This window comes from Glycomyces salinus (genome assembly GCF_016428645.1).
Taxonomy (GTDB): Bacteria; Actinomycetota; Actinomycetes; order Mycobacteriales; family Micromonosporaceae; genus Glycomyces; species Glycomyces salinus.
In genome coordinates this window covers 1-25,234 of sequence record NZ_JAELXW010000074.1, presented here as the reverse complement: position 1 = coordinate 25,234, position 25,234 = coordinate 1, and the positions used below count along the sequence as shown (strand labels likewise).

General features: G+C 70.1%; 27 protein-coding genes. 14 read left to right on the top strand and 13 right to left on the bottom strand.

Annotated elements, in window-relative coordinates; genetic code table 11:
• From mraY to JFB92_RS18205, 4 genes are read right to left on the bottom strand one after another with little or no spacing between them, the layout of a single operon-like run.
• On the bottom strand, positions 1-1,131 hold the full coding sequence (gene mraY / locus JFB92_RS18220) for a phospho-N-acetylmuramoyl-pentapeptide-transferase (RefSeq protein WP_199042170.1): 1,131 nt from the start codon (positions 1,129-1,131) through the stop codon (positions 1-3).
• Positions 1,128-2,501, bottom strand: coding sequence for a UDP-N-acetylmuramoyl-tripeptide--D-alanyl-D-alanine ligase (locus JFB92_RS18215; protein ID WP_199042168.1), 1,374 nt, complete (start codon positions 2,499-2,501; stop codon positions 1,128-1,130). The genes mraY and JFB92_RS18215 overlap by 4 nt, the downstream gene beginning before the upstream one ends.
• Before the next feature lie 55 nt (positions 2,502-2,556).
• Positions 2,557-4,089: a UDP-N-acetylmuramoyl-L-alanyl-D-glutamate--2,6-diaminopimelate ligase gene (locus tag JFB92_RS18210; RefSeq protein ID WP_199042166.1), complete on the bottom strand. Its 1,533-nt coding sequence runs from the start codon at positions 4,087-4,089 to the stop codon at positions 2,557-2,559.
• Positions 4,090-4,127: 38 nt separating this feature from the next.
• On the bottom strand, positions 4,128-4,628 hold the full coding sequence (locus JFB92_RS18205; protein WP_199042164.1) for a MarR family winged helix-turn-helix transcriptional regulator: 501 nt from the start codon (positions 4,626-4,628) through the stop codon (positions 4,128-4,130).
• Between the two features lie 233 nt (positions 4,629-4,861).
• Here JFB92_RS18205 and JFB92_RS18200 point away from each other — a divergent pair, with 233 nt between their 5' ends.
• Positions 4,862-5,872, top strand: a complete 1,011-nt coding sequence (locus JFB92_RS18200; RefSeq protein WP_199042162.1) for a coiled-coil domain-containing protein — start codon at positions 4,862-4,864, stop codon at positions 5,870-5,872.
• 47 nt (positions 5,873-5,919) lie between these two features.
• Positions 5,920-7,140, top strand: a complete 1,221-nt coding sequence (locus JFB92_RS18195; RefSeq protein WP_199042160.1) for a L,D-transpeptidase — start codon at positions 5,920-5,922, stop codon at positions 7,138-7,140.
• A 1-nt stretch (position 7,141) separates the two neighbouring features.
• On the opposite strand, the gene JFB92_RS18190 is transcribed toward JFB92_RS18195, so the two are convergent.
• A complete protein-coding gene (locus JFB92_RS18190) occupies positions 7,142-7,486 on the bottom strand; it encodes a DUF3817 domain-containing protein (RefSeq protein ID WP_199042158.1) in 345 nt (114 codons plus the stop codon).
• Positions 7,483-7,827 carry a hypothetical protein gene (locus JFB92_RS18185; RefSeq protein ID WP_199042156.1) on the bottom strand — a complete coding sequence of 115 codons (345 nt, stop codon included), beginning with the start codon at positions 7,825-7,827 and terminating at the stop codon, positions 7,483-7,485. Before JFB92_RS18185 ends, JFB92_RS18190 begins: the two co-directional genes overlap by 4 nt.
• Positions 7,828-7,898: 71 nt before the next feature.
• On the opposite strand from JFB92_RS18185, the gene JFB92_RS18180 reads away from it, so the two are divergent.
• Positions 7,899-8,759: an acyltransferase domain-containing protein gene (locus JFB92_RS18180; protein WP_233163473.1), complete on the top strand. Its 861-nt coding sequence runs from the start codon at positions 7,899-7,901 to the stop codon at positions 8,757-8,759.
• A 47-nt stretch (positions 8,760-8,806) separates the two neighbouring features.
• Positions 8,807-9,691, top strand: coding sequence for a TIGR01777 family oxidoreductase (locus JFB92_RS18175; protein ID WP_199042152.1), 885 nt, complete (start codon positions 8,807-8,809; stop codon positions 9,689-9,691).
• An 8-nt stretch (positions 9,692-9,699) separates the two neighbouring features.
• Here JFB92_RS18175 and JFB92_RS18170 read toward each other — a convergent pair whose 3' ends face one another.
• Together JFB92_RS18170 and JFB92_RS18165 are read right to left on the bottom strand one after the other, a co-directional pair.
• Complete coding sequence (locus JFB92_RS18170; protein ID WP_199042150.1) at positions 9,700-10,695, bottom strand: LLM class flavin-dependent oxidoreductase; 996 nt, start codon at positions 10,693-10,695, stop codon at positions 9,700-9,702.
• 18 nt (positions 10,696-10,713) lie between these two features.
• Entirely contained in the window at positions 10,714-12,096 is a 1,383-nt protein-coding gene (locus tag JFB92_RS18165) for a class II 3-deoxy-7-phosphoheptulonate synthase (protein WP_199042148.1), read from the bottom strand.
• Positions 12,097-12,259: 163 nt separating this feature from the next.
• Here JFB92_RS18165 and JFB92_RS18160 point away from each other — a divergent pair, with 163 nt between their 5' ends.
• The 4 genes from JFB92_RS18160 (at position 12,260) to JFB92_RS18145 (ending at position 15,574) form a co-directional block, all read left to right on the top strand.
• The gene (locus JFB92_RS18160) at positions 12,260-13,540 is read left to right on the top strand and encodes an RNA-guided endonuclease InsQ/TnpB family protein (RefSeq protein ID WP_199042146.1); all 1,281 of its coding nucleotides are present in this window, start codon (positions 12,260-12,262) and stop codon (positions 13,538-13,540) included.
• 131 nt (positions 13,541-13,671) lie between these two features.
• A complete protein-coding gene (locus JFB92_RS18155) occupies positions 13,672-14,295 on the top strand; it encodes a cyclodeaminase/cyclohydrolase family protein (protein ID WP_199042145.1) in 624 nt (207 codons plus the stop codon).
• Complete coding sequence (locus JFB92_RS18150) at positions 14,292-15,134, top strand: bifunctional 5,10-methylenetetrahydrofolate dehydrogenase/5,10-methenyltetrahydrofolate cyclohydrolase (protein ID WP_199042143.1); 843 nt, start codon at positions 14,292-14,294, stop codon at positions 15,132-15,134. The genes JFB92_RS18155 and JFB92_RS18150 overlap by 4 nt, the downstream gene beginning before the upstream one ends.
• Before the next feature lie 59 nt (positions 15,135-15,193).
• Complete coding sequence (locus JFB92_RS18145; RefSeq protein ID WP_199042141.1) at positions 15,194-15,574, top strand: hypothetical protein; 381 nt, start codon at positions 15,194-15,196, stop codon at positions 15,572-15,574.
• Positions 15,575-15,973: 399 nt separating this feature from the next.
• On the opposite strand, the gene JFB92_RS18140 is transcribed toward JFB92_RS18145, so the two are convergent.
• Both JFB92_RS18140 and JFB92_RS18135 read right to left on the bottom strand, forming a co-directional pair.
• On the bottom strand, positions 15,974-17,002 hold the full coding sequence (locus JFB92_RS18140; protein WP_199042139.1) for a 6-phosphofructokinase: 1,029 nt from the start codon (positions 17,000-17,002) through the stop codon (positions 15,974-15,976).
• Positions 17,003-17,067: 65 nt separating this feature from the next.
• Complete coding sequence (locus tag JFB92_RS18135) at positions 17,068-17,604, bottom strand: polyadenylate-specific 3'-exoribonuclease AS (protein WP_199042137.1); 537 nt, start codon at positions 17,602-17,604, stop codon at positions 17,068-17,070.
• A gap of 326 nt (positions 17,605-17,930) precedes the next feature.
• Between JFB92_RS18135 and JFB92_RS18130 the strand changes: the two genes are divergently transcribed.
• Positions 17,931-18,623, top strand: coding sequence for a Crp/Fnr family transcriptional regulator (locus tag JFB92_RS18130; RefSeq protein ID WP_199042128.1), 693 nt, complete (start codon positions 17,931-17,933; stop codon positions 18,621-18,623).
• Between the two features lie 76 nt (positions 18,624-18,699).
• On the opposite strand, the gene JFB92_RS18125 is transcribed toward JFB92_RS18130, so the two are convergent.
• On the bottom strand, positions 18,700-19,377 hold the full coding sequence (locus tag JFB92_RS18125; RefSeq protein ID WP_307789203.1) for a lysophospholipid acyltransferase family protein: 678 nt from the start codon (positions 19,375-19,377) through the stop codon (positions 18,700-18,702).
• Positions 19,378-19,493: 116 nt separating this feature from the next.
• Here JFB92_RS18125 and JFB92_RS18120 point away from each other — a divergent pair, with 116 nt between their 5' ends.
• Positions 19,494-20,261 carry an alpha/beta hydrolase gene (locus JFB92_RS18120; protein ID WP_199042126.1) on the top strand — a complete coding sequence of 256 codons (768 nt, stop codon included), beginning with the start codon at positions 19,494-19,496 and terminating at the stop codon, positions 20,259-20,261.
• Positions 20,258-20,713, top strand: a complete 456-nt coding sequence (locus tag JFB92_RS18115) for a hypothetical protein (protein WP_199042124.1) — start codon at positions 20,258-20,260, stop codon at positions 20,711-20,713. Before JFB92_RS18120 ends, JFB92_RS18115 begins: the two co-directional genes overlap by 4 nt.
• Here the strand turns inward: JFB92_RS18115 and JFB92_RS18110 are convergent.
• Together JFB92_RS18110 and JFB92_RS18105 are read right to left on the bottom strand one after the other, a co-directional pair.
• On the bottom strand, positions 20,710-21,342 hold the full coding sequence (locus tag JFB92_RS18110) for an alpha/beta fold hydrolase (protein ID WP_199042122.1): 633 nt from the start codon (positions 21,340-21,342) through the stop codon (positions 20,710-20,712). The two genes, JFB92_RS18115 and JFB92_RS18110, sit on opposite strands and share 4 nt — an antisense overlap.
• On the bottom strand, positions 21,339-22,694 hold the full coding sequence (locus tag JFB92_RS18105) for a flavin-containing monooxygenase (RefSeq protein WP_199042114.1): 1,356 nt from the start codon (positions 22,692-22,694) through the stop codon (positions 21,339-21,341). Before JFB92_RS18105 ends, JFB92_RS18110 begins: the two co-directional genes overlap by 4 nt.
• Before the next feature lie 92 nt (positions 22,695-22,786).
• Here JFB92_RS18105 and JFB92_RS18100 point away from each other — a divergent pair, with 92 nt between their 5' ends.
• The 3 genes from JFB92_RS18100 to JFB92_RS18090 form a co-directional block, all read left to right on the top strand.
• On the top strand, positions 22,787-24,049 hold the full coding sequence (locus JFB92_RS18100) for a cytochrome P450 (protein WP_199042112.1): 1,263 nt from the start codon (positions 22,787-22,789) through the stop codon (positions 24,047-24,049).
• Between the two features lie 110 nt (positions 24,050-24,159).
• On the top strand, positions 24,160-24,372 hold the full coding sequence (locus tag JFB92_RS18095) for a hypothetical protein (RefSeq protein WP_199042110.1): 213 nt from the start codon (positions 24,160-24,162) through the stop codon (positions 24,370-24,372).
• Positions 24,373-24,794: 422 nt separating this feature from the next.
• A partial coding sequence (locus tag JFB92_RS18090) for a hypothetical protein (RefSeq protein ID WP_199042107.1) occupies positions 24,795-25,234 on the top strand: 440 nt, incomplete at its 3' end.

Sequence of the window (25,234 nt, the reverse complement as noted above, 5' to 3'; positions counted from 1 at the left end):
CTACCCCGCGATCCGCAGGAAGTCGGCGAAGAAGAAGCCCAGGCCGATCGCGACGCCGATCCCGGCGATGATCCAGAAGCGGACCACGATGGTCACCTCCGACCATCCGGCCAGTTCGAAGTGGTGTTGGAGGGGCGACATGCGGAAGACGCGGCGGCCGGTGAGCTTGAAGGAGGTTATCTGGATCATCACGCTGAAGGTGATGATGACGAACAGGCCGCCGATGATCGGCAGCAGCAGGACGGTCTTGGAGGCCAGGGCGAGGCCGCCGATGAGGCCGCCGAGTCCGAGCGCTCCGGAGTCGCCCATGAAGATCTTGGCCGGGTGGGTGTTCCACCACAGGAAGCCGAACATGGCTCCGGCGGCGGCCCCGGCGATGAGGGCGATCTCGAGGGGGTCGCGCACGTCGTAGCAGTAACTGGGCGAGAGGTTCTCTCCGGCGCCGCCGCACCAGTGGCGGTACTGCCAGAATCCGATGATGAGGTAGGCGACGAAGGCGAGCATGGAGGCGCCGGTGGCCAGGCCGTCGAGTCCGTCGGTGAGGTTGACGCCGTTGGCGGTGGCGTTGACGATGAACACGAACAGGACGACCGCGCCGATCTGTCCGACGTAGAGCCATTCGATGTCTTGGGTGAAGGACAGGTAGGGGGTCGCGACGGTCTCGGAGATGTCGGCGCTGTGGATCGAGCCGGTGTAGTAGACCGCGACCAGGCCGGCGGCGATCGCGGCGAGGGTGAGGCCGAGGATCTTGGCCTTGCCGGAGATGCCGCCGGAGTTCTTGCGGCGCAGTTTGAGCCAGTCGTCGATGAAGCCGACGAACCCGCAGAGGACGAACAGGCCGATCAGGACCAGGCCGGTGGCGGTGAAGTTGGTCGGCCGGGAGAACGCCTCGGTCTCGCCTTCGGGCAGGGCCATCAGGACCAGGTGGCCGACGATGTAGGCCACGACGGTGGCGAAGATGAAGACGACGCCGCCCATGGTGGGGGTGCCGGTCTTGGCCAGGTGGGTCTGGGGTCCGTCGGTGCGGATGGGCTGCCCGGCCTTGAGGCGTCGGAATGCCTTGGCTGCGACGGGGGTGAGCGCCATGGTGAGCGCGAACGCCACGAACGCGGCGATGATTACAGCTCTCACTGTCGGTTGTCCTCCTTGGCGCGCAGGAAGTCGGCGATGTCCCAGGTCCGGTAGCGGGAGCCTTTCACCAGGACGGTGTCGCCGGGGCGCAGCCTCTGCCGCAGCCGTTCTACGGCCGCGGTCTGGTCGGGTACGTGGACGGCCTCGGCGACCTCTTCGGCGCCGTCGACCATGGGTTCGGTGCCGTCGCCGACGGCGATGAGCTCGTCGACGCCCGCCTCGGCGGCCTGCGCGCCCGCGCGGCGGTGGCAGTCCTCGCTGAGTTCTTCGAGGTCGGCCATGAGGCCGAGGACGGCGATGCGGCGCCCGGCGGTGGGGACCTGGCCGAGGGCGGCGATCGCCGCGCCCATCGAGGCGGGGTTGGCGTTGTAGGAGTCGTCGATGACGGTGGTGCCGTCGGGGAGGGTGAACACGTCCATGCGGCGCTCGGACTGGCGTCCGGCCTCGGAGAGGCCCTCGGCGATCCGCTCGGGGCTCGCTCCGAGCACCCAGGCGGCCCCGGCCGCGGCGAGCGCGTTGTAGACGTGGTGTCGGCCCCACAGGCGCATGCGGACCGGCGCGGTCCCGTCGGGGGTGCGGAGGGTGAACAGGTGTCGGCCGTCGCCGGGGTCGAGGTCTTCGGCGGTGATGTCGGCGCCGTCGCCGAGCCCGAAGTAGAGGACCCCGGCCTCGGTCCGGGAGGCCATGGCCGCCACGCGCTCGTCGTCGGCGTTGAGGATGGCGTGGCCGGTGCTGTCGAGGAAGCGCGGCAGCTCGGACTTGGCGCGGGCGGTGGTCTCGATGTCGCCGAAGCCGTCGAGGTGGGAGATGCCGACGTTGAGGACCACGCCGATCTGCGGCGGGGCGATCTCGCACAGTTCGGTGATGTGCCCGAGGCCGCGGGCGGCCAGTTCGAGCACGAGGTATTCGGTGTCGGGCTCGACCCGGCAGACGGTGTAGGGGTGGCCGAGTTCGTTGTTGAAGTTGGCCTCGGTGCTGACGGTCGGTCCGAGCCGGGCGCACAACTGGCCGATGAGGTCCTTGGTGGAGGTCTTGCCGTTGGAGCCGGTCACTCCGATCACGGTGGCCTCGGAGCGGCGGACGACCTCGCGGGCGAGCGCGGCGACGGCCGCGAGTCCGTCCTCGACGTAGATCGCCGGGACGTTCACTTCACGGCCGGCGATGACGGCGACCGCGCCGCGGTCGCGGGCGACCGCCGCGAAGTCGTGCCCGTCGACCTTCTCCCCCGGCAGGGCCAGGAACAGCCCGCCGGGCCCGGCCTTGCGGGAGTCGTACTCGATGCCGCCGGTGACGATGGCCTCGGGATCGGCCGTCTCACTGAGCTTGCCTCCGGTGGCGGCGGCGATCTCGGCCAGGCTCATGGGGATCACGCGGCGGTCTCCTCCTGCTGATTCGATTCGATGTGCGGCGTCGGGTGGGACCGGTCTACGGTCGGGGGGTCGCGCCGTGGCCCGCCGGTTCGACCCAGCCGACCTCGCGGAGCGCCCTCGCCAGCAGTTCCCGGTCGTCGCTGGCGACCGGGCCGTCGGCGGTCTCGGTGACCGTCTCGTGGCCCTTGCCGAGCAGGGCGATGGTGTCGCCGGGGGCGGCCAGCGCGGCGGTCTGGCGCACCGCGGTCTCCCGCCCCGGAATATTACGGCAGGGAACGCCTTGCACGGCGGCGGCCACCTCCGTCCTGATGCGTGCGGGGTCCTCGGTGCGGGGGTTGTCGTCGGTGACGACGACCATGTCGGCCGCGGCGGCCGCGGCGGCCCCCATCAGGGACCGCTTGGAGCGGTCGCGGTCGCCTCCGGCGCCGAGGATCGCGATGACGCGGCCGGGGGTGGACTCGCGCAGCGCCTCCAGGACCGCGGAGATGGCCTCGGGTTTGTGGGCGTAGTCGACGACGCCGCGCACGGGGGCGGTGCCGGAGACCAGTTCCATGCGTCCGGGCACGCCGCGGCAGGAGGCGATCCCGGCCAGGGCCGTCGCGGCGTCGACGCCGACCGCTTCGAGCAGGGCCACGGCCAGGAGCGCGTTGGAGATGTTGTGGCGGCCGGGCATGTTGACCCGGCCTTCCAGGCCCCGCAGATTGCCGTGCTCTTGCTTCCTTGTGCTCCGCAGTCGGAAGGATTGGGTGAACCCGTCGGCGGTTACGTGCTCGGCGCAGTAGTCGGCGCGGGGGTCGCGCAGGGAGAAGGTGCGGGTGTCGGGGCCCGCCAGGGCGGCGACGCGCTCGTCGTCGATGTTGAGGATCTCGACGGCGGCGCGGCCGTCGAAGAGCTTGGCCTTGGCCCGGAAGTAGTCGTCCAGGTCGGTGTGGAAGTCCAGGTGGTCGGTGCCGAACATGGTGAATCCGGCGGCCGCGAAGCGGCATCCGGCGACCCGCCCGAGCGCGAGGGCGTGGCTGGAGACCTCCATGACCACGTCGGTGACGCCGCGTTCGACGGCCGCGGCCAGCAGCGCCTGGAGTTCGGGGGCCTCAGGGGTGGTGCGCTCGGAGTCGATCCGATCGCCGGCGATACGGGTCTCTACGGTGCCGATGATGCCGGTGGTGCGTCCGGCGCGCTCCAGGCCCGCCTCGACCAGGTAGGCGGTCGAGGTCTTGCCGTTGGTGCCGGTGATGCCGATGAGGTTGAGCCGCTCTGATGGGCGGCCCCAGACTCGGGCGGCGGCCTCGCCGGTGACCGATCGCGGATCGTCGACGACCAGGACCGGCAGCCGGTCGCCCACGAGCTCGGCGCCGCGGGCGTCGGTGAGGACGGCCACCGCTCCGCACTCGGCGGCCTGGGCGGCGAACTCGGCGCCGTGGCGCCGGGCGCCGGGCAGCGCGGCGTACAGGTCACCGGGCTCGACCAGGTTCGAGGCCAGGCTCACTCCGGTGGCCGACAGCGCGGAGCCGGCCGCGTCGGGCGCGAGGTCTGCGAGGTCGGCCAGCGGGAAGGGCCGGGTGTGCTGTGGTCGCGGAATTGTCGGCACGGCCTGACCCTACACCGGGCGGGAGCACCCGATCATGATCACTCGGACCGCGGTGCCCGATCGGAGGCGTCGTGGGCGTCGAGGTTGGCCGACCAGGTCTCCAGCAGCTTGGTCAGCTCGCGGGCCTGGTCGCAGTTGATCGAGTCCAGGAACAGCTCGCGCACCAGTGACAGGATGCAGGGCGCGGCCTGTTCGAGGCGCTCGCGGCCGGGCTCGGTGAGCGCGACCCAGGTGCCGCGGTTGTCGGAGTCGCACTTGTTGCGCTCGACCAGGCCCATGTCGGCCAGCTTGTTGACCTGGTAGGTGACCGCGCTCTTGGCGGTGACGATGCGCTCGGCCAGGTCGGACATGCGCAGGGCCGAGCGCTCGGCGTCGGCCAGGCGGACCAGGATCTCGTACTGGGTGTGGGTGATGCCGTGGTAGTCCTGGAGGCGGCGGTCGATGCGCTGCTCCAGCCGGTGGGTGACCGTCAGGAACTGGTTCCACACGCCGCTGACCTCCGGCGCGAGCCAGCGGCCCTCGAAACTGCCCTCTCCCATCATCGACCCCCTCTCGACCCGATGGATCGGTTCAATTTAGAACAACCTTAACAGGAGGTATGCCGTTCGACACGCCTTCGTAAGCCGGGCCACGCTTCGCACCCCGTGTCCGTAGCAACCGCGCTACCAGCGGTTACGTCGAGGACCCCCGCATTGACCGAGCAGCGCTCGCGTTCTAGGCTGTACGGCGACCCCGTCCACTCGGCCTCAAGCAACCGAAGGACCCTCCGGCTTTGAAATCCGATACCGCTGACCCGCGCCTCGCCAAGAGACTCCTCTCCATCCCGGTCCTGACGGTCGCCGCCGCCCTCTTCCTGGTCGCCCCCGCCTCCCAGTCGAGCGCGCAGGACGACGAGGGCGCCTCGGCGAACCTGAGCCAGGCCATCGAGGACTACCTCGACGCGCAGGACGAGCTCGCCGCGCTGCAGCAGGAGCAGGAGGACCTGGAGACCGAGCTGGTCGAGTCGCAGGAGGAGGTCGAGGTCCTCACCGAGGAGCTCGACGAGTTCGCCTACATCGCCTACACCCAGTCCGACCTCCAGTCCACGACCGCGCTCATGGCCTCCGGGGACCCGACCGAGGCCCTCAACGCCATGACCATGCTCGAATTCCTCGGCGAGTCCCGCGCCGACCGCCTCAACGAGCTGATCGACCGCCTCGCCGAGATCGAGGCCACCGAGGACACCCTCGCCGACAACATCTCCGAGCAGGAGGACCTCGCCGACGAGATGGAGCAGGCCCGCGACGACGCGGCCCGGGAGATGGCCGCCGCGGGCGGCGACGACGCGGTCGGCCCCTCGGCCAGCGACGCCCCGGCCGCCGAGGCGGTCCCCCGCAACTCCGACGGCACCCTCCCCTACGAGGGCTGCACCGAGAACGACCCGACCACCAGCGGCTGCCTGACCCCGCGCACCCTCCACGCCCTCGAACAGGCCCAGATCGTCCGGTTCAACCGGTTCGTCTCCTGCTACCGCGGCGGCTCCTGGGGCGAGCACCCCAAGGGCCGCGCCTGCGACTTCTCGGCCCAGGCCGACGGCTTCGGCGGCGTGGCCTACGGCGACGACAAGGCCTACGGCGACAACCTGGCTGCCTGGCTGGTCGAGAACGCCGACGCGCTCGGCGTGCAGTACGTCATCTGGTACAAGCAGATCTGGATGCCCTCCTCGGGCTGGAAGTCCTACTCCCTGGCCGGAGGCGACCCCTCCTCGGACCACACCAACCACGTGCACCTGTCTATTCGATAGGCCACTCGAAGCGGGCGAGGATCGCTCGCGCTGTGTACTGTGGGGCCATGACGATCGGAAGGTCCCCTCTGACCCGGCGCGGCGCTCTGGCCGCGGGACTCACGGTCGCCGGCACCGCCGGCCTCAGCGCCTGCACAGGCGACGAAGGCACCATAGGCGGCGACGGCGGCAGTGAGGAAACCACCGAGCCCGAGAGCGCCGCCAAGGTGACCATCACCCCCGAGGACGGCGCGAGCGACGCGACCGCCGCCACCGAGATCGCCTGGAGCGTCGAGAGCGGCGAGTACACCGGCTTCAGCCTCACCGACGCCGAGGGCAACGAGGTCGAGGGCGACATGCACCCCGACGGCACCACCTGGGTTCCGGCCGATCCTCTGGAGTGGGACGCGACCTACACGGCCGCCGTCACCGCCGAGGACGCCGACGGCATCTCGGTCACGGCCGAATCGACCTTCACGACCGTCTCCTCCCCCGGCAACCGCGTGGGCCTGGAGAACTACCTGCCCGGGGACGGCTCGACGGTCGGCCAGGCCGCGGTGCTGGCCATCCGCTTCGTCAACTACGAGATCCCCGAGGAGCTGCGCGAGTCGGTCGAGCGGCGCCTGTTCGTCTCCTCCGATCCGGAGCAGGAGGGCACCTGGCACTGGATCACCGGCCGCGCCCTCGAATACCGGCCCAAGGACTACTGGCAGCCCAACACCCAGGTCACCGTGCGGCTGGGCCTGGGAGGACTGTCGCTGGGAAACGACCGCTACGGCGAGTTCGACCAGTCGACGACCTTCACGATCGACGCCGAGACCCGGCTGCTGGAGGCCGACGACGAGACCAAGCAGCTGCGCGCCTACCAGGACGACACGATCGTCCAGACCATCCCGATCTCGCTGGGCGCCCGCGAGATCGACGGCAACGACGCCCGCTCCTTCTCCGGGCACATGATCATCATGAGCCGCGAGGAGGAGTCCACGTTCGTCTCCGACCTGTACGACTACGAGACCGACGTCGAGTGGGCGATGCGGCTGACCTTCTCGGGCCAGTACATCCACGGCGCGCCCTGGGCTGAGGACCGGCTCGGCAGGGAGAACGGCTCGCACGGCTGCATCAACGTCAGCAACGAGATGGGCGAGTGGATCTACAACTTCGTGCGCTGGGGCGACCCGGTCATCGTCAAGAACACCGGGCTCGGCCTCCCGCCGGGCGACGGCTTCACCAGCTGGGACGTGCCCTACGAGGAGCTGAACTCCTACCTCGGGCAGAGCGAGGCGGAGTAGTTCAGACCGGCTCTTCGGAGCGGACCTTCGGGTCGGCCGCCTGAGGGTGCTCGGCGAGGATCGTGCGGTGCGCCCAGCGCTCCACGAAGAACGAGGCCACCGGGACCGTCCCGCCCAGCAGCAGCCCGAGCGTGCGCGGCCAGAAGTCCCAACCGGCCTGCTGGGCCAGGTGGAAGCCGAGCACCAGGTAGACCATGTAGCAGAGGCCGTGGATCGGGCTGATGACGGTCACCAGCGTGTCGTCGCCCCCGAAGTACTTCACCGGCATCGCCACGAAGATCAGCGCGATCAGGAACGTGCCGACGATCCAGGCGACGATGCGGAATCGCTTCAGCGCGGCGTTCATGTACTGCTCCCTGGAATAGAGTCGCTGGACTTGAGGCTGAGCTCGGCGTCGTTCCGGCGGGCCCGCAGGATGTCCTCCTCGAACGGGGAGGTCATCGGCGGAGGCTCGGGCCTGTCGCGACGGGGCGGCGCGTCCTTGCGCAGTTCGAGGCGCATCTGGCGGATCCACAGCGCCACCGTGAACAGGGCGAACAGCGGCCACTCGAAGGCGTAGCCCCAGCTGATCGCGTTGCCGTGCTGGGCGCGGCCCAGCTGCCACCAGCCCAGCGCGCCGAAGCCGATCGTCAGCACCACCGCCAGGCAGTGGAGGACGATCCACGGAGCCGTGAACAACCGTCGCACGCCGCCAGACTAAGGTGACCGACCCGACCTTGCCGAGGCGGGGCCCGCCGTGGTGACATGGGTCGGTGACGATGCCCTCTCTGACACCCGAACAGGTGCGCCTGATGCTCCTGGAGCGCTGCGGCGCCGACCCCGACGACGCCGAGGCCGCCGCCGCGGCCCTCGACCAGGCGCCGCCGGACCTGCTCGAAGAGCTCTACCGGACCATCGAGTCCGACATGGGCGGCCTCAAGTGGCTGCAATGGCCGAAGCCGCCGCCCGAGCAGCCCCTGGCCGGCCTGTACCCGCTGCTGTCGGCCGTGCCGCTCATGGACGCCTTCCACCGCGAGCGGGGACTCGACCGGGCCGCCTCGGACCTGGTCCTGGCCGACATCGGCGAGAAGCTGCGGCTCAACCGGCGCATGCACGGCGGGGCCGGCCTCGACGTGGCCGGATGGTTCACCGGGCACCTCCGCGGATCGCTCTACCAGCTCGGCCGCCTCCAGTTCTGCGTCGAGGGCGCCGAGTCCAAGCCCCTGCTCGGCATGCACATCCGCGGCGAGGGCGGGCCGCTGAGCCCGGAGGCGGTGGCCGATTCGGTGTCTCAGGCGGTCGAATTCTTCCCCCGGGTCTTCCCCGAGCGGTTCGCGGGCCGCGAGGCGCCGACGTTCACCTGCACCTCCTGGCTGCTGGACCCGCAACTGCGCGACTGGCTGCCCGAGCGGTCCAACATCCTGCGGTTCGCCTCCCTGTTCGACCTGGTGGGGCCCGCCTCCCAGCCGGGCACCAACGGTCACGAGGACGTCTGGCGCTTCGCCTTCGCCGCCGTGCCCGCCACGCCCGCCGCCGACCTGCCCGAGGACAACACCCTCCAGCGCTCCCTGCTCAAAGGGATCAGGGCCGGCGTCGAATGGCAGGTCCCCATGGGCGTGCTCGCCCTCGACCGCCTCTGAGCGGGACGCGGAGCACGACTCCCCACCGAGGCAATACAGTGGGATCCATGCGGATCGTCATCGCCGGATCGAGCGGCTACCTCGGCACCGCCCTCATGGACGCCCTGGAGGGCCACGACATCGTCAGGCTGGTGCGGCACCGCCCCGACGAGGAGAACGAAATCCGGTGGGACCCCTACCGGGAAGCGCTCGACCCCGCCATCCTCGACGGCGCCGACGCCGTGGTGAACCTGTGCGGCGTGCCGATCGCCGGCAGGCGCTGGAACGAGGCGTACAAGAAGCGGATAGCGGCCTCCCGGGTCATCCCGACCCGCGTCCTGGCCGAGGCGGTCGCCGCCGCCGGAACCCCGGCGCTGCTCAACGCCTCGGCGATCGGCTGGTACGGCGACCGCGCGAACGTCCAGGTCGACGAGTCCACTCCCGCCGCCGCCGACTACCTCGGCAAGACCTGCCTGGCCTGGGAGACGGCCACCAAGGCCGCGCGGCAGGCCGGGGCCCGCGTGGTGCGCCTGCGCACCGGCCACGTGCTGGGCCCGGGCAGCCCGCTGCTGGCCAAGCTCGCCCCGGTGTTCAAGCTGTGCATCGGCGGCCGCTTCGGCGACGGCCGCCAGTACCTGCCGTGGATATCCCTGCGCGACTGGACCGCCGCCGCGGTCTTCCTGCTGGAGAGCGACGTCTCCGGCCCGGTCAACATGGTCGGCCCCACCCCGGCGACCAACCGCGAGTTCACCAAGTCCATGGCCGCGGTCCTGCACCGGCCCGCCCCGTGGGTCATCCCCGGCTGGGCCGCCCGCCTGGTCGCCGGCGAGGCCGCCGTCGAACTCCTGCGCGGAGCGAAGATCGACCCGGCCGTGCTGCGGGAGAACGGCTTCGCCCACCGGGACGCGACCGTGCTCGACGCCCTCGATCACGCGATGCGCCGGCCGCGGTAACGGCCGGATCAGCCGACGTCCCCCAGGGCTACGCCGAGCCTGCCGATGTTCTCGCGGACCGCCCCGGCCTCACCGAGCCCCTCGACCAGCAGCAGCTGCCGCGACACGCCGGTGGCCGCGGCCGAGGCGGCCAGGCGCTCGGCCACGTGCTCCGGGCCGCCGACGGCGTGCCGTCCGATCATCCAGTCCACGTAGGCCGCGTGGTCCCGCGCGCGCCCGGACGGTTTCAGACTCACGTACTGGCCGACGCCTCTCTCGAGCAGCTCGGTCAGCGAGGCCCGCAGCCGCTCGACCTCCGCGGGGGCGTCGGCGACCTGCGCCAGGTGGGCCGAGACGTGCTCGGCCGCGCCCGGATCGAACCCGGCCGCCTCGGCCTCCTCGCCCCAGGCCCGCAGCAGCGCCACGTGGTCGGTGTCGGAGGCGTGCATGCCCAGCAGCAGCGGCTGCCCGAGCCGCCCGGCCAACCGAGCCGTGCCCTCGCCGGTAGCCGCCACCCACACCGGGCGGCCCTGCCCCGGCGGCATGACCCGCACTGGCAGTAGGTCGAAGAACTCCCCGGCGTGCGCGACCTCCTTCTCCCCTGACAGCCACCGCAGCAGCAGCCGCAGGCCCTCCTCGAAGCCGCGCTCGAAGCGGTCCAGGCCGCCGCCGAAGACGTCCAGGTCGATCCAGGGCCCGCCCCGGCCGACCCCGAGCCGGAAGCGGCCCGGCGCGAGCGCGTCGAGGGTCGCCGCCTCCTCCCCCAGGGCCACCGGGTGCCGGTTGGACAGGACCGCCACCGACGTGCCGACCTGGATCCGCTCGGTCGCGGCCAGCAGGTGCGAGGCCATCAGCGTCGCCGAGGGATTGGCGCCGTACTCGATGAAGTGGTGCTCGGCGACCCAGGCGCCGTCCAGGCCCGCGGCCTCGGCCGTCCGGGCATAGGAGACGATTCGGCGGAGCGACTCCGCCGGCGTCGCGCCGGGGAACACTCCGCCGAGCAGGAACAGGTCGTGCGCGCTCATGCGCACGAGTCTATTTGTCTAGTGCCTCAACATCTCTGCGACCAGGAAGGCCAGCTCCAGCGACTGCTGGGTGTTCAGGCGCGGGTCGCAGGCGGTCTCGTAGCGGTGCGCGAGCTGGTCGTCGCGGATCTCCTGGGCGCCGCCGACGCACTCGGTGACGTCCTCACCGGTCAGTTCGATGTGGATGCCGCCGGGATGCGTGCCGGTCTCCCGGTGCACCTCGAAGAAGCCGAGGACCTCGTCGATGACCTGGTCGAACGCGCGGGTCTTGTACCCGGACTCGGACTCGTAGGTGTTGCCGTGCATCGGGTCGCACTGCCAGACGACCTTGCAGCCGGCGGCCCGGACCTTCTCGATGATCGGCGGCAGCACCGTGCGGACCTGCTTGTGGCCCATGCGGGAGATGACCACCAGCTTGCCGGGCACGTTGTCGGGGTTGAGCTTGCCGCACATCTCCACCACCCACTCGGGGCTGGCGGTCGGGCCGATCTTGCAGCCGACCGGGTTGGCCACGCGCGAGAGGAAGTCGATGTGGGCCCCGCCCAGCTGGCGGGTCCGCTCGCCGTTCCACAGCATGTGGCCCGACAGCGCATAGGCCCTGCCGTCGAAGATCCGGGTCATGGCCCGGTCGTACTCGATGGCGAGCATCTCGTGGGAGGCGAAGACCTCGGCGGTGTGCAGGGCGTCGTCCTCGACCCCGCAGGCGGCCATGAACCGCACCGCCCGGTCGATCTCGCGTCCGATCGCCTCGTAGCGCTCACCGGCCGCGGAGTTGCGGACGAAGTCCTTGTTCCAATCGTGGACGGCCTGGAGGTCGGCCAGTCCGCCGCGCAGGTAGGCGCGGAGCATGTTCATCGCCGCGGCCGCGTTGGCGTAGGCGCGGATCATCCGCTGCGGGTCGCACACCCGGGCCTCTTCGGTGGCCTCCAGGGAGTTGAACATGTCGCCGCGGTAGGTCGGCAGGCCGAGCGCGTCGACCGGTTTGGAGCGCGGCTTGGAGTACTGCCCGGCGACGCGCCCGATCTTGACCACAGGCATCGAGGCGCCGTAGGTGAGCACGACCGCCATCTGCAGCAGCGTGCGCATGTTGGCCAGCACGTGGTGCTCGGTGTTGTCGATGAAGGTCTCGGCGCAGTCGCCGCCCTGCATGAGGAACGCCCGGCCCTCGCAGACCTCGGCGAGGAGGCCGCGCAGGTGGTCGACCTCATAGGGGGCGACGATGGGGGGCACGGCGTTGAGCACGCCGGCCACGTCCTGGACCTCGTCGTAGTCGGGCCACGGCGGCATCTGCTCCCGGGGCAGTTCGCGCCAGGCGTCGAGCTGATAGCGTTCGGCCACCTCCGCGTCGGCGGCGACGGGGACGAGTCCGGGATTGCGCAGATCATGCCATTGACGTTTCACGCGCTTATCTTACGCGGGCATTTCGGTCCCCGATCACCGGATTTCCCGGAGGATGCTCGTGGCTTCAGGCCGGCATATCCGGAGTGATTGCTCGCTGTCTCGCAATCCCGCTGAGTGAGATTGGTACGAAGGAATTGTCCTACTCAGGCGTTATGTTTTCGGTGTGCATCTTCGTTACACTTACCGGGTCTATCCGACCGCGCCGCAGCGGGTCGCGTTGGCGCGGACGTTCGGGTGTGTACGGACGGTGTTCAATGATGCGGTCGCGGCACGCCGACGCGCCCATGCGGAGGGGCTGCCGTTCCCTTCGACGGCGGAGCTCGACAAACGGCTGATCACCGAGGCGAAACGGACTCCCGAGCGGATGTGGCTCGCGGGGGTGTCGACTGTGCCGTTGCAGCAGGCACTACGGGACTGCCACAGCGCCTACAGGAACTTCTTCGACTCGCTCAAACGTAAGCGGGTCGGAGCGAGGGTGGGGCCGCCCCGCTTCAAACGTCGATCGCACAGGCAGGCGGCCCGGTACACGCGCAACGGGTTCAGCCTCCGATCGAATGGTCGGCTGTTTGTGGCGAAGGTCGGGGAGCTGAAGGTCGCGTGGTCGCGCGAGCTGCCGTCGGCGCCGAGCTCTGTGACGGTCGTCAAAACCCCGACAGGGAAGTATTACGCCAGTTTCGTGGTCGTGGTCGATGCGGACACCGACCTGCTCGAACCGCTGCCGGACGCCGCATCGGAGACCGGGATCGACCTGGGGCTGAAGTCGTTCGCGGTGCTGCGCGGGGGTAAGGCCATCGAGTCTCCGAAGTTCTTCCGCAAGATGGAGCGGAAGCTGAAGAAAGCGCAGCGGGAGTTTTGTCGCAAGGAGAAAGGCTCGGCGAACCGGGCGAAGGCTCGTATCAAGGTCGCGCGGGCCCATGAGGACATCCGCAATCGCCGGGATGATTTCCTCCACAAACAGGTCAAGATGATCGTTGCCGAGAACCAAGGCATCTTTGTCGAAGACCTGAACGTGAAGGGCCTGGCCCGAGGCCGGGGCGCGAAGAGCGTGCATGATGCCGCGCTCGGCCGGTTCCTGACACTCCTCGAATCCAAGGCCGTGCGCACCGGCCGCACATTCGTGAAAGTCGACCGGTGCTTCCCGTCCACCCAGCTGTGCTCGGCGTGCAGTTCCCTGACAGGGCCGAAGGGCCTCGAAGGCCTCAAGGTCCGAGAGTGGGCGTGCGGGTGCGGCGCGGTGCATGACCGTGACGGCAACGCAGAACTCAATATCAGGCGTGAGGGCAGGCGCCTCGCACGAGACCACACGGTCGCCGCCGGGCAGGCGGAGACGGTAAACGCCTGTGGACAGGACGTAAGACCAGGCGTGCCTGGCGGATCTGGCAGCCCCCGTAAGGGACAGAAGCAGGAACCCACCCGTACCCTCACCGCTCACGCGGCGAGCTAGCCGGAAATCCCCCCTGAGGGAGGGCAGGATGTCAAGATGTTTCCCCGTCTCAATGGGTCAATGGGTGAACCCGGGCACGCCATCCGCGAACTGAGACATCCCACCTTTGGCGACGAGTCTAGGCTGAGCCGGTGCGCAAGACGACTATTGAGGAATGGCTGGCCGACCTGGCGTCGGCCAAGCCCGCCCCGGGCGGCGGCGCCGCCGCGGGACTGAACGCGGCCACCGGCGCGGCGCTGGTGTCCATGGTGTGCAACCTGACCATCGGGAAACCGAAGTTCGCCGAGCACGAAGCGGTCATGCGGGAGGCCCTGGCCGAGGCCGAGCGGCTCCGCGGCGAGGCGCTCGCTCTGGCCGAGGACGACGCCGAGGCGTTCTCGGGGGTCATGGCCGCCTACAAGCTGCCCAAGGGCACCGACGAGGAGAAGGCCGCCCGCACCGAGGCGATCCAGCGGGGCCTGGTCGAGGCCGCCGAGGTGCCGCTGGCGATCGCCGCCAACGCCGCCGCGGTCATCAAGGTGGCCGGGCGAGTCCTGGACGGGTCGAACCCGAACGTGCTCTCCGACGTGGCCGTGGCCGCCTCCAGCGCCAGGTCCGCGCTCGAGTCGGCGGCGCTGAACGTCGACATCAACCTCGCTTCCATCAAGGACGCCGGCCAGCGCGAGCGCCTCGCCGGCGCGCTCAACGAGGCGCTCCAGACCAAGGCGCAGGCCGAGGCGATCATGCAGACCGTGGCGAAGAGGATCCGGCAATGAGCGACATCGACGGCCGCGCGGTCGCAAAGCACCTGCGCGAGGAGGTCGCCGCGGCGGCCGAGAAACTGCGGGGGCGCGGTGTGGTCCCGGCGCTGGCGGTGGTCGTGCCCACCGACGACGAGGGCACGGCCTGGTACGTGCGCTCGATCGCGAAGGCCGCCCGGAAGGAGGGGCTGGAGTGCCGCGTCGAGCAGCTCCAGGACCCGGGCCGGGACGAGATCGTCGCCAAGCTCCAGGAGCTGTCGGCCGACCCGGCCGTCCACGGCGTCATCTGCCAGACCCCGCTGCCGGAGGGCGTGACCCTCGCCGAGGTCGGCGGCCACATCGACCCGTACAAGGACATCGACGGGGCCAACCCGCACAGTCTCGGCCGCCTCGCCGCGGGCCTGCGGACCTGGGCCCCGGCCACCAGCGCGGCCGTGCTGGAGCTGCTGCGGCGCGAGGGCGCGCCGCTGGAGGGGGCCCGCGCGGTGGTGGTGGGCCGCTCGACGGTGGTCGGCAAGCCCGCGGCGCTGCTGCTGCTGGCCGAGTCGGCGACGGTCACGGTCTGCCATTCGCGCACCGAGGACCTGGCCTCGGTCTGCCGCGAGGCCGACATCCTGGTGGCGGCGGTCGGGCGGCCGCGGATGATCGGCCCGGACCACGTGAAGCCCGGCGCGACCGTGATCGACGTCGGCACCAACCCGACCGAAGACGGCGGGCTGGTCGGCGACGTGGACTACGAGCGGGTCGCGGCGGTGGCGGGGCGGCTGACGCCGGTGCCCGGCGGCGTCGGCCCGGTGACGACGGCGCTACTGCTCAAGCACACCGTGGAAGCGGCCGAACTGCAAAATACCTGACAGACATCGCCGACTACCGGGAGTAGCGTCAAGGACTCGCTACTCCTAGGAGGTCTGGCATGACTCGTCGTCTCGCCTTCGTAACGACAGTCGCCGCCGTTCTCGTCGCCACGGCGAGCCCGGCGATGGCGTTCCAACACGACCGGGTCGCCAATCCGGTGCTCCACGCGTTCCTGGACATTGCCAGCATCGCGATCGTGGCGGCCCCGATCTGGACCGCGCTGCTGTGGGGGGCCGGGCGCAGCAAGTGGCTGCTGGCGGGCCTGATCGGCCTGGTGCAGGTGCCGGTGGCGATCCTGGCGTTCGTCCCGGCGGCCTCACACACGTTCAAGGGCTACGGGCTGGCGATCGGCCTCGCGATCACCGTCTCGGCCATCGCGTACACGCGCCTGGCGGCCCGCTCCGACAAGATGGCGGCGGCGCAGGCGTCCCGAACCTAGCTCGAAGGCGTACACCTTCCCGTCCGCGTGCAGTGGACGCAGCTCGGGGCAGCCGGGGAAGGGGCCGTCGAAGCGCCCCGCCTCGGGGTTCCAGTAGGCGTGCCAGGAGCAGTGCGGCTCGCCCACCCAGCCCCAGGCCCGATGGGTCTCGGCGCCGGCCAGCCGGTACACGCCGACGCTGAGCAGCCGGTCGCCGACCGGTCGGCGGTAGAAGTCGGCGTCGAGGCCCGTCACCGGGAGTCCGTCGAAGTCGACGTCGAGCAGGGTCTTGTGAAACGAGAAATCGGTCAGCTGCGGGAGCTTTCCGATTTCCACTATGAATGCCGCGGGCACGTCCCACCAACGAGTGAGACGTGCCCGCGGTTGTGGCTTTCGCGCCGGTTTTCCGCCGAACGGGGCCTAGGCGCCGAAGAACACCTCGGCCTCGGCGTAGCGCTCGACCGGGACGGTCTTGAGCACGTCGGTGCCCTCGTGGATCGGGATTCGCACGATGTCGGTGCCGCGCAGCGCCATCATCTTGCCGAAGTCGCCCTCCTGGACGGCCGAGGCCGCCTCCAGGCCGAGGCGGGTGGCCAGGACGCGGTCGAACGCGGTCGGGGCGCCGCCGCGCTGGAGGTGGCCGAGGATGATCGCGCGGGTCTCGGAGCCGGTGCGCTTCTTGATCTCGTCGGCGACCCAGTCGCCGACGCCGCCGAGCTTGACGTGGCCGAAGGCGTCGACCTCGCCGTCCTTGAGCTGCATCTCGCCGCCCTTGGCGACCGCGCCCTCGGAGACGGCCACGATCGAGGACTTGCCGGCGTCCATGCGGTCCTTGATGAAGTCGGCGACCTTCTGCATGTCGAACTCGACCTCGGGGATGAGCACCGCGTTGGCGCCGCCGGCGAGGCCGGCGTGCAGGGTCATCCAGCCGGCGTGGCGGCCCATGACCTCCACGACGATGCAGCGGTCGTGGGACTCGGCGGTCGTCCACAGCCGGTCGATCGCCTCGGTGGCGATGTTGACGGCGGTGTCGAAGCCGAAGGTGTAGTCGGTGCCGGACAGGTCGTTGTCGATCGTCTTCGGCACGCCCACGCAGTTGACGCCGTCGGCGGTCAGCTTGGTGGCCACGCCGAGCGTGTCCTCGCCGCCGATGGCGATCAGGGCGTCGACGCCGAGCTCGGCCATGTTCTTCTTGATGGCCTCGACGCCGCCCTCGATCTTGTAGGGGTTGGTGCGCGAGGAGTGGAGAATGGTGCCGCCCTGGTCGAGGATGTTCTCGACGGTGTCCCAGTTCAGCTCCTGGGTGATGCCCTCGATCGGGCCCTTCCATCCGTAGCGGAAGCCCACGAATTCGTGGCCGTATTCGTTGGTGCCTTTGCGGACCGCGGCACGGATGACCGCGTTGAGACCGGGGCAGTCTCCGCCGCCGGTGAGCACGCCAATGCGCATGCGTCGTACTCCCTAGAAATGAGAACTTTTAACTGGGCGGCCTCATTGCCGAAACTCAGGTCACTTTATCTCGGCAGTTGCAGGTCACTGCGGGCCGCCTCCAGCGCCCGCCACCGGTCGAGATTGAGCCTGGCGTCGCCGAGGGCGTCGTGGAGGTCGGCGTCGTCGGCCACCGGCAGCGCCGGGCGGCCCAGGTCGTCCCAGCGTTGCCGCAGGTCCTTGGTCATGCGCGGCAGCACCCGCGGCAGGTCCGGCATCGTGCCCCACAACTGGGCGAACACGACGTGGTCGTAGGCGCCGTACCAGGCCCACAGCTCGATCCGCTCCCCCGGGTGCGAGCCGGTCTTCTTGCGGACCGGCGCGACCAGGAACTCGTAGAGCTCGTCGCGGATCGCGGCGCGGTCCTTCCACAGGGAACTGGCCGGGGCCGGGAGTTTGTCGAGCACGTTCCGGCGCACCCATTCGATCGCCCGCGACGGGTCGAACTCCGTTGAGACGGCGTAGTATTCCCGACCGTGCTCGTCTACGACCGCGATGGAGACCAGGTCGATGACGCGACCGTCCTCGATGAACTCGCAGTCGTAGAAGTATCGGTACGCCACACTCGGCCTTTCGTAGGATCACGGGCGGTTCGTTCGGCCCTTCTCGGCCCGCGCCCGTATGTCGCCGGTCTGAGCTCGACGCTACGCCATACGATCTGTGAGCCGGTATCCGACCACGCATTCGAGCGTCATGAACCCCGATACCGGACATTGGACTATAAAATTCGTAGAGTCGATCGTACATCCGGGCGAGCGACACGAAGCGCGAGCGGACACACGCGCCAACGGAGCGTGAAGTTTCCGACACCAAGCCCTTCACAACGACGGAAAAGACAGCGATCATCGGAGGGAACCCGCGGATCGGTCCCACCGAAGGGGGAAGAACTATGGGTGCAAACCCATCTGAAGACCCGCTTGCAGGCGTCGCCATGTTCGCCGGCCTCGACCCACAGGCCCGGCGCAGGATCGCGGACGTGGCGGTACCCCGCCACTACCGCCGCGGCCGCCTGCTGTTCTTCGAGGGGGAACCGGGCGAGTCGCTGATCATGATCCGCTCGGGGGCGGTCAGCGTCTTCCGCACCGCCGCCACCGGCGAGCGCGCGATGCTGCACGTCGCCCGCGCGCCCGAGGTGCTCGGCGAGGTATCGCTGCTTGACGGGTCTCCCCGTTCGGCCTCGGCCGAGGCCCTGGAGGACACCACCGCGCTGGCGCTGGCCCGCTCGTCGTTCCTCGAGCTGGTCCACGGCAGCCCCAAGATGCTGGACTCGGTGATGCGCTCGATGGGCGTCATCGTCCGGCGGCTCACCGAGCAGTCCTCCGACCACGTCTTCCTGGACCTGCCCGGGAGGGTCGCCAAGACTCTGGTGCGCCTGGCCGAGCAGCACTCCTCCCCCATGACCACGATCGAACTCAACCAGACCCAGCTGGCCGAGATGGCCGGCGGCTCGCGCCAGAGCGTCAACCAGGCGATCGGGATCTTCGCCAACCGCGGCTGGCTGCGCACCGAGGGCCGCAAGATCGTGGTGGTCGACCTCCCGGCGCTGCGCCGCCGCGCAGGATTCGGCGGAGCCGAACAATGAGCGCAGCGGCGGAGCCGAACCATGCGCGCGTTCATGGGCCGAACGCTGAGCACCGAGGCAAACGCTTGAACGGACCCTAGGCTTCCCGGTCCTTGACCTTCGCTGCGTACTCGTCGACGTAGTCCTGCCCGGACAGCTCCCGCAGCGCGTCCATGACCTCGTCGGTCACCGCGCGCTCGACCGTGCGGTCGCCCACCAGCCCTTTGAAGCGGGCGAAGTCCAACGGCGGCCCGATGCGGATGCGCACCCGCCCGATCTTCGGCAGCCGCCTGCCGATCGGCTGCAACCGGCCGGTGTTGAGCATCGCCACCGGGATCACCGGCGCCCCGGTCTGGAGCGACAAACGCGCCACCCCGGTCTTGCCGCGGTACAGCCGCCCGTCCGGCGAACGCGTCCCCTCCGGGTAGATCCCGAACAGGCGCCCCTCCTTCAGCACCCGCAGCCCGGTCAGCAGCGCCAAGTTCGCCGCGTCCCCGCCGGTGCGGTCGACCGGGATCGCCCCGACCCCGGTGAAGAAGGCCCGGCTGAGCCGGCCCTTGAGGCCCGTCCCGGTGAAGTACTCCTCCTTGGCGATGAAGGTGATCGGCCGCTTCCGGATCACCAGCGGCAGGAAGAACGAGTCCGAGAACGACAGATGGTTGCTGGCGAGGATCGCCGCCCCCTGGTCGGGCACGTAGTGCAGGCCCTCGACGCGGGGGCGCCAGATAACCCACAGCAACGGCCCCAGCGTGTAGCGCAACACCGTATAGAACACAGCCACAAGCGTATCGGTAGTACTCAATACCCCTGCGGGCGTCGGGTGCGCATTCGCCGCCGCGGGGTCGGACGTGCGAGAATTGGCGGGCGGCATCCGCACGGACAGGAGGCGCAGTGGCAGAACAATCCGAGGCGTTCACCTTCGACCTCGGCCCCGACGCCGAGGCCACGATGCTGCTGTGCCACGGCTTCACCAGCGATCCCGACAGCATGCGCCCCTGGGGCGAGCACCTGCGCGACGCCGGATTCAACGTCGTCGCCCCGCTGCTGCCCGGTCACGGCCTGCCGTGGCGCGAACTGGCCAAGACCCGCTGGCCGCAGTGGTACGGCGAGGTCGAACGCCACCTGGACAAGGCCCTCGCGTTCGGCAGGCCCGTCTTCGCCGGCGGCCTGTCGATGGGCGGCTCGCTCGTGCTGCGCCTGGCCGAGCTGCGCGGCGCCGACCTGGGCGGACTGGTCCTGGTCAACCCGGCGATCTACGACAGCAACCCGCGCGGCTTCCTGGCCCCCGCGCTCCGCTACGTGCTTCCGGCGGTCGGCTCGATCGGCTCTGACCTGGCCAAGCCCGACGTGCGCGAGAAGACCAGCGACCGGACCCCGCTGGCCGCGTTCGCCTCGGCGAGGCAGCTGTGGAAGACCACCCGCGCCGACCTGCCGCGCGTCACCGTCCCCATCCGCATCTTCACCAGCGCCGTCGACCACGTCGTCGACCCGCGCAACAGCGCCGTCGTCCGCGCCGGGGTGCGCTCCAAGGACGTCGAGTCGACCGTCCTGCAGCGCAGCTACCACGTCGCGACCCTCGACTACGACGCCGAGATTGTGTTCTCCGGAAGCGTCGAGTTCATGAACAGGCAGTTGGCGAACACCCGAGGTGCCGAATGACCGAACGCGGACACGAGGAAGATCCGGAGCCCGACGGCGGCGAGATGCGCCCCGAGGACGTCGACCGGCGGTTCAACGAGCTCATCCGCGACCTCGACACCGGGCAGTCCGCCGAGATCCCCGAGCCGGCGTCACCGCCGCCGCCCAAGGACGAACAGGACGAACCGACCCTCCTCGAACTGTGGGACGCCGAACTGCCCGAGGACGAGGACGAAGAGGACTACGTCCCGCCCGACCCGCCGCCGCTGCCCTGGCCGAGTCTGCAGGCCGTCGGCGGCGTGCTGTTCCTCCTCGGCGGGCTGCTCCTGTTCGTCCGCCCCGGCATCGCGCCGCTGGGCGACGGCACCGGCCGCGCTCTCGGAATCGTCGTGTTCGTCCTCGGCGTGTGGCTCCTGATCAGCCGCCTGCGGCCCGACCAGTCCGAGGACGACGGCGACGGCGCGATCGTCTAATCCTCCTTGCGGTTCAGCCAGGACAGGATCGCGTCCAGCAGGCCCTCGGCGTTCTGGCCCTTGAAGACCTCGTCGGCACCGCCGGGGAAGGTCAGCGGCGAGATCCCGTAGGCGGCGGTCACGGCCTGAGCCTCTTTGGACTGCGCCTCGGCCTCGGTGACCGCGAACATCACCGGCGGCTCCCCCACCGGCCGCGGCAGTCGCTTGGGGAGCTTCCGGGGCGCCACCAGCACCAGCGCCGCGGCCGGATACCGCGCCGCGGCCAGCGCGCACCAGCCGGCGCCCGTCCCGTGGCCGATCAGCACGGCCTGCCGCGGCATCCCGATCGCGGCCTGCACCACGTCGTGCGCATACGCTTCGGCACCGCCAGGCGCGGCGGGCGTGCCGCCCTGGCCGCGGACGCTGACCGCAGCCGCGCAGCGGCCCGAGGCGGCGATGCGCTTGAGCCACAGCGGCCCGAACGCGGCCGCGCCGGTCGGCTCGCCCGAGCAGCACAGCACCGGCGAGGCGTCCGGGTCGTCCTTGGCGTCCACATCGAGCAGATCGGCCGGCTCGAGCACGTTCACCTCGCGCTTGACGGCGGCGGGCTCGGGGGAACGGGTGCGGCGGACCCAGACTTGCAGGCTCACTTGACAGGCTCCTGTTCGAGAGTGTCGATGATGCGGCCCAGGCCGGCCAGGTACTCCTGGGCGTCGACGGCCAGGCGGTGGCGCGGCGAGATCCCGCTGGAGGAGACCGCGTACTGGTCGGACTCGCTGATCACCTGCTGGCGGAAGTTCGCGGCGCGCTCGGGGTCGCCCTTGCGGATGGTGAGCCAGTGGGAGATCGCGTGGGTCTGCCAGTGCACGATCGGCAGCACGCCCACCCCCGACTCGACGAGACCGGCGACCGCGAGCGTCTCGGCCTTCGGGGAGAACATGCGGGCCATCAGGCGCGGGTAGGGCGAATCATCGTCGACTCCCAGCAGTTCGGCGGGCACGCAGGCGAGCTTGGGCCGGAAGCCGGTGGCGAGCACGACCACATCGGGCCGCATCTCGGTGCCGTCGACGAACACGACCTCGCCGCCCTCGAAGCGGGCGATCTCGGGGCGGCGCTCGATCGAGCCGTCCCCGACGTGCTCGAGGTAGCGGCCGTTGCGGACCGGCTCCTCATCGGTGTGGGCGTGGTCGGGCTCGTCCATGCCCATGCGCGCCGCCAGTCGGCGCGGGCCCTTCAGCAGCCGGTCGGTCAGGAACCGCCGCATCCACTTCGGCCGCGAATGCAGCCGCGCCAGGGCGTAGTCCGAGGGCTCCCCGCCGAGGTACTTGGGCAGGTACCAGTATCCGCGGCGCGCCGAGTGGGCGCAGCGCGAGGCGCTGACGGCGGCCTCGCAGGCGATGTCGACGCCGGAGTTCCCGCCGCCGACGACCAGCACCGACTTGCCGCGCAGGCGCGAGCCGTCCCCCAGCTGCGAGGAGTGCAGCACCGTGCCGCGGAACAGGTCCTGCCCCGGGTAGGAGGGCAGGTTCGGCACCCAGTGGTGGCCGGTGGCGACGATGACGGCCGCGTAGCGCAGCCGCCGCGCCGCCGAACCGGCGGCGGGCTTGACCACGACCTCGAAGCGCGCGCCGTCGACCGACTCGATGTGCGAGATCTCCGAGCCGTACCAGATGTGCTCGGCGAGGCCGAAATGCGAGGCATAGCTCTGGAGGTACTCGAGCATCTGCGCGGACGAGGGGTAGTCGGGCCAGTGGTCCGGCATCGGGAAGTCTGGGATCTCCGTCTGCGAACGCGAGGTCACCAGGTGCGTGTTCGGGTACAGCGGACTGTGCTGGTTCGAGGGGTTCCACAGGCCGCCCAGCACGGTGTCGCGCTCGTAGCAGTCGACCTCGAAGCCGTTCTCGCGCAAGTTCTTGACCGCGATGAGGCCGGAGGCTCCGGCACCGATGACGCACACGGCCTCGCCCCGGTCGTAAGCGGCTTGGGAGGAGAACTCCTGCAAGGGACTGGCTCCTTCTGTGCGGGCTCGTCGGGAGGCTGATTGCAGATTACCGTGAGCGAGGCTCGCGCTCGCGGGCGAGGTACGCTGCGCGCGTGCTGTTCGAGCTGTGGAAACATTCCCACCCCGCCTCGGGCGTGTTCCGCCAGGATGGGCAGGTGGTGGTCGCCGAGCACCGGTTGGCGAAGCGGGTACTGGCCGATGCCGAGCGGTTCTCCCCGGCCAACGCCCTGGACGCGATAACGCCGATACCGGCGGCGGCGCTGCGGGAGCTGACCCGGCACCGCTTCCGGCTGCCGCCGACGCTGGCGAACAACGGCTCCGACAGCCACGAGCGCATCCGGTCGCTCTTCGGCGAGGTCTTCGAGCCGTCCAAGGTGGAGGCGCTGCGGCCGTGGCTGACGGGCCTGGTGCGTCGGACGGTCGGCGCGGTGGCCTGGCGGCTGCGGCAGGGCGAGCCGGTGGACCTGGACTCGGCGGTCTCCTCGCAGATCCCCCTGGCGGCGCTGTCGAGGCTGATGGGCCTCGAACTCGGGGAGGCCGGTGAGGTGAAGCGGTTCTCAAGGGCGGCGCTGGAACTCTTCTGGGGCCGACCGGGACCGGAGCGCCAGCTCGAGCTCGCCGGGATCGTGGGCCCCTACCACCGGCTGCTGCGTTCTTACACGGCGAACGCGAGCAGCACGTTGGGGGCGGTGCGCGACCGGGAGGGCGAGGAGGCCGCGACGGCGGCGCTGTTCTTCCTGCTGGTGGCCGGGCAGGAGACGACCTCGCAGTTCCTCACGGTCTTGGCGCACCAGCTCATCGAACGCCCCGAGCTCCTGGACGCCCGCCCCGCGGCGGTAGTCGAGGAGGGGCTGCGGCTCCATTCCTCGATCACCTCCTGGCGCAGGGTCGCGGCGGTGGACACCGAGATCGGCGGGCTCCCGGTGAAGGCCGGGGAATCGATCCTGGTCTGGCTGACGGCGGCGGGCGCGGACGAGGGCGTGGCCGAATGCCCGCACCGGATGGTCCCCGGGCAGAAGGGCTCGCGCAGGCACCTGGCCTTCGGCGCGGGCGCGCACCGGTGCCTGGGCAGTCAGCTGTCCCGGATGGAGTCCGAAGTGGTGATCGCCGAGCTGGGCCCGCTGCTGCGGCGCTGCGAAGTGGTGAAGCCGCCGGTGAGCGACGACAACCTTTCGTTCCGGATGCCGAGCCCGCTGCTGGTCGCTATTCGATTATGGAGCTGCGGTGGGTGTATTCCGGCGGTTGAGGCCAGATCGATGCCGCCCAATCCCGCAGTCTGGCCCAGTCTTGTGAGTTCACCCATCGCGGGTCGACGTCGACTTGCTTATAACGCTTGCCCCAGAACCACCAGATGAACAATGCTTCGCTCGTCACCACCAACGCATCACCCGGAGCCAGCGGATACCGCCAACGGGGAGGCACGAACGAGTTCAAGAGGATCGAATAGTTCGCCACTTCCCAGGCCGTGACGACCAGGCACGGAAGCACACCGCCGGTCAGCAGAGCCCAGATCACGATGCTGGCGATCAGCAGCGGCGCCGAGAGGATGTACACCGGAGTTCTGCTGGCCAATCCTATGATCAGCATCGTCACGGCAAGCCCCATCGGCACCCCGGCGACGAGATTGATCACCCGGGGCGCGAACCGCACGCGCACCGCGAAGGCGTTCACGCCCTGATTGTCCCCCGTCCCCGCGGCACGATGGGGACAGGCTGGTGCTTACCGGAAGCTGAGCTCGGGCCCGACCGGCCCAGCCTTCAATCGAGCGACGACACCGCTCGGGCACTCTTTCCGTGGCCGGGACGGCAGAGGGCCCGACTTCAGGCGATCAGCGACGGTGAGGTGTGTGGAGGGCTGGTGTCTGCGGCGTGTCTCGGGCCGAGTGACCCCGGGTTGCCGCGAGGGAGGTTCGTCTTCTGTCGGGCGTGTGCGGCGTCGGGCGTGGATCGCTTGGGACGCCACCGGTCCCGGGCGGTGAACATGAGTCTTCTCCAACCCTGCGGGTGATGGCAAGCGCTGGTTCGGCTGTCACCATTGATGTAGCACAACCGGACGGAAACAGACCAGGCGATCGAAGGATCGGATCGGGGAGGTGTGGACATGGCAGCGAAGCTGAACCCGGTAGAGCGGAGTGAGACCGCCAGGGAGATCCGCACCGACCTGGATGCGGCGGCTGCGGCCATCAACGCCTTCCACGCCCGAGTGCTCGCCCAAGTCATCAAGGCCCAGGCCTGGAAGATCCATCGTGATGTCGACGGGTTCTCGGCCCTGCGGGACTGGCTGGTCGCCAAGTTCGACTTCCACCACAAGACCGCCGCCGACCTGGCCGCGATTGCCCGAGGCGCCCGCAAGTTCCGTGTCCTCACCGAAGCCGCCGTGTCGGGGGCGGCGCGGATCGATCAGGTCGCGTTCGCGGTCCGGGCCCTGGGCCGGACGGCGGCGATGCGGCTGTACGCGGCCACTCCCTACCGGAAGCCGGTGGCCTCACCGTACGACCCTGAGGTGCAGTGTGTGACGCCGGAGGATCTGATCGCCCAGTA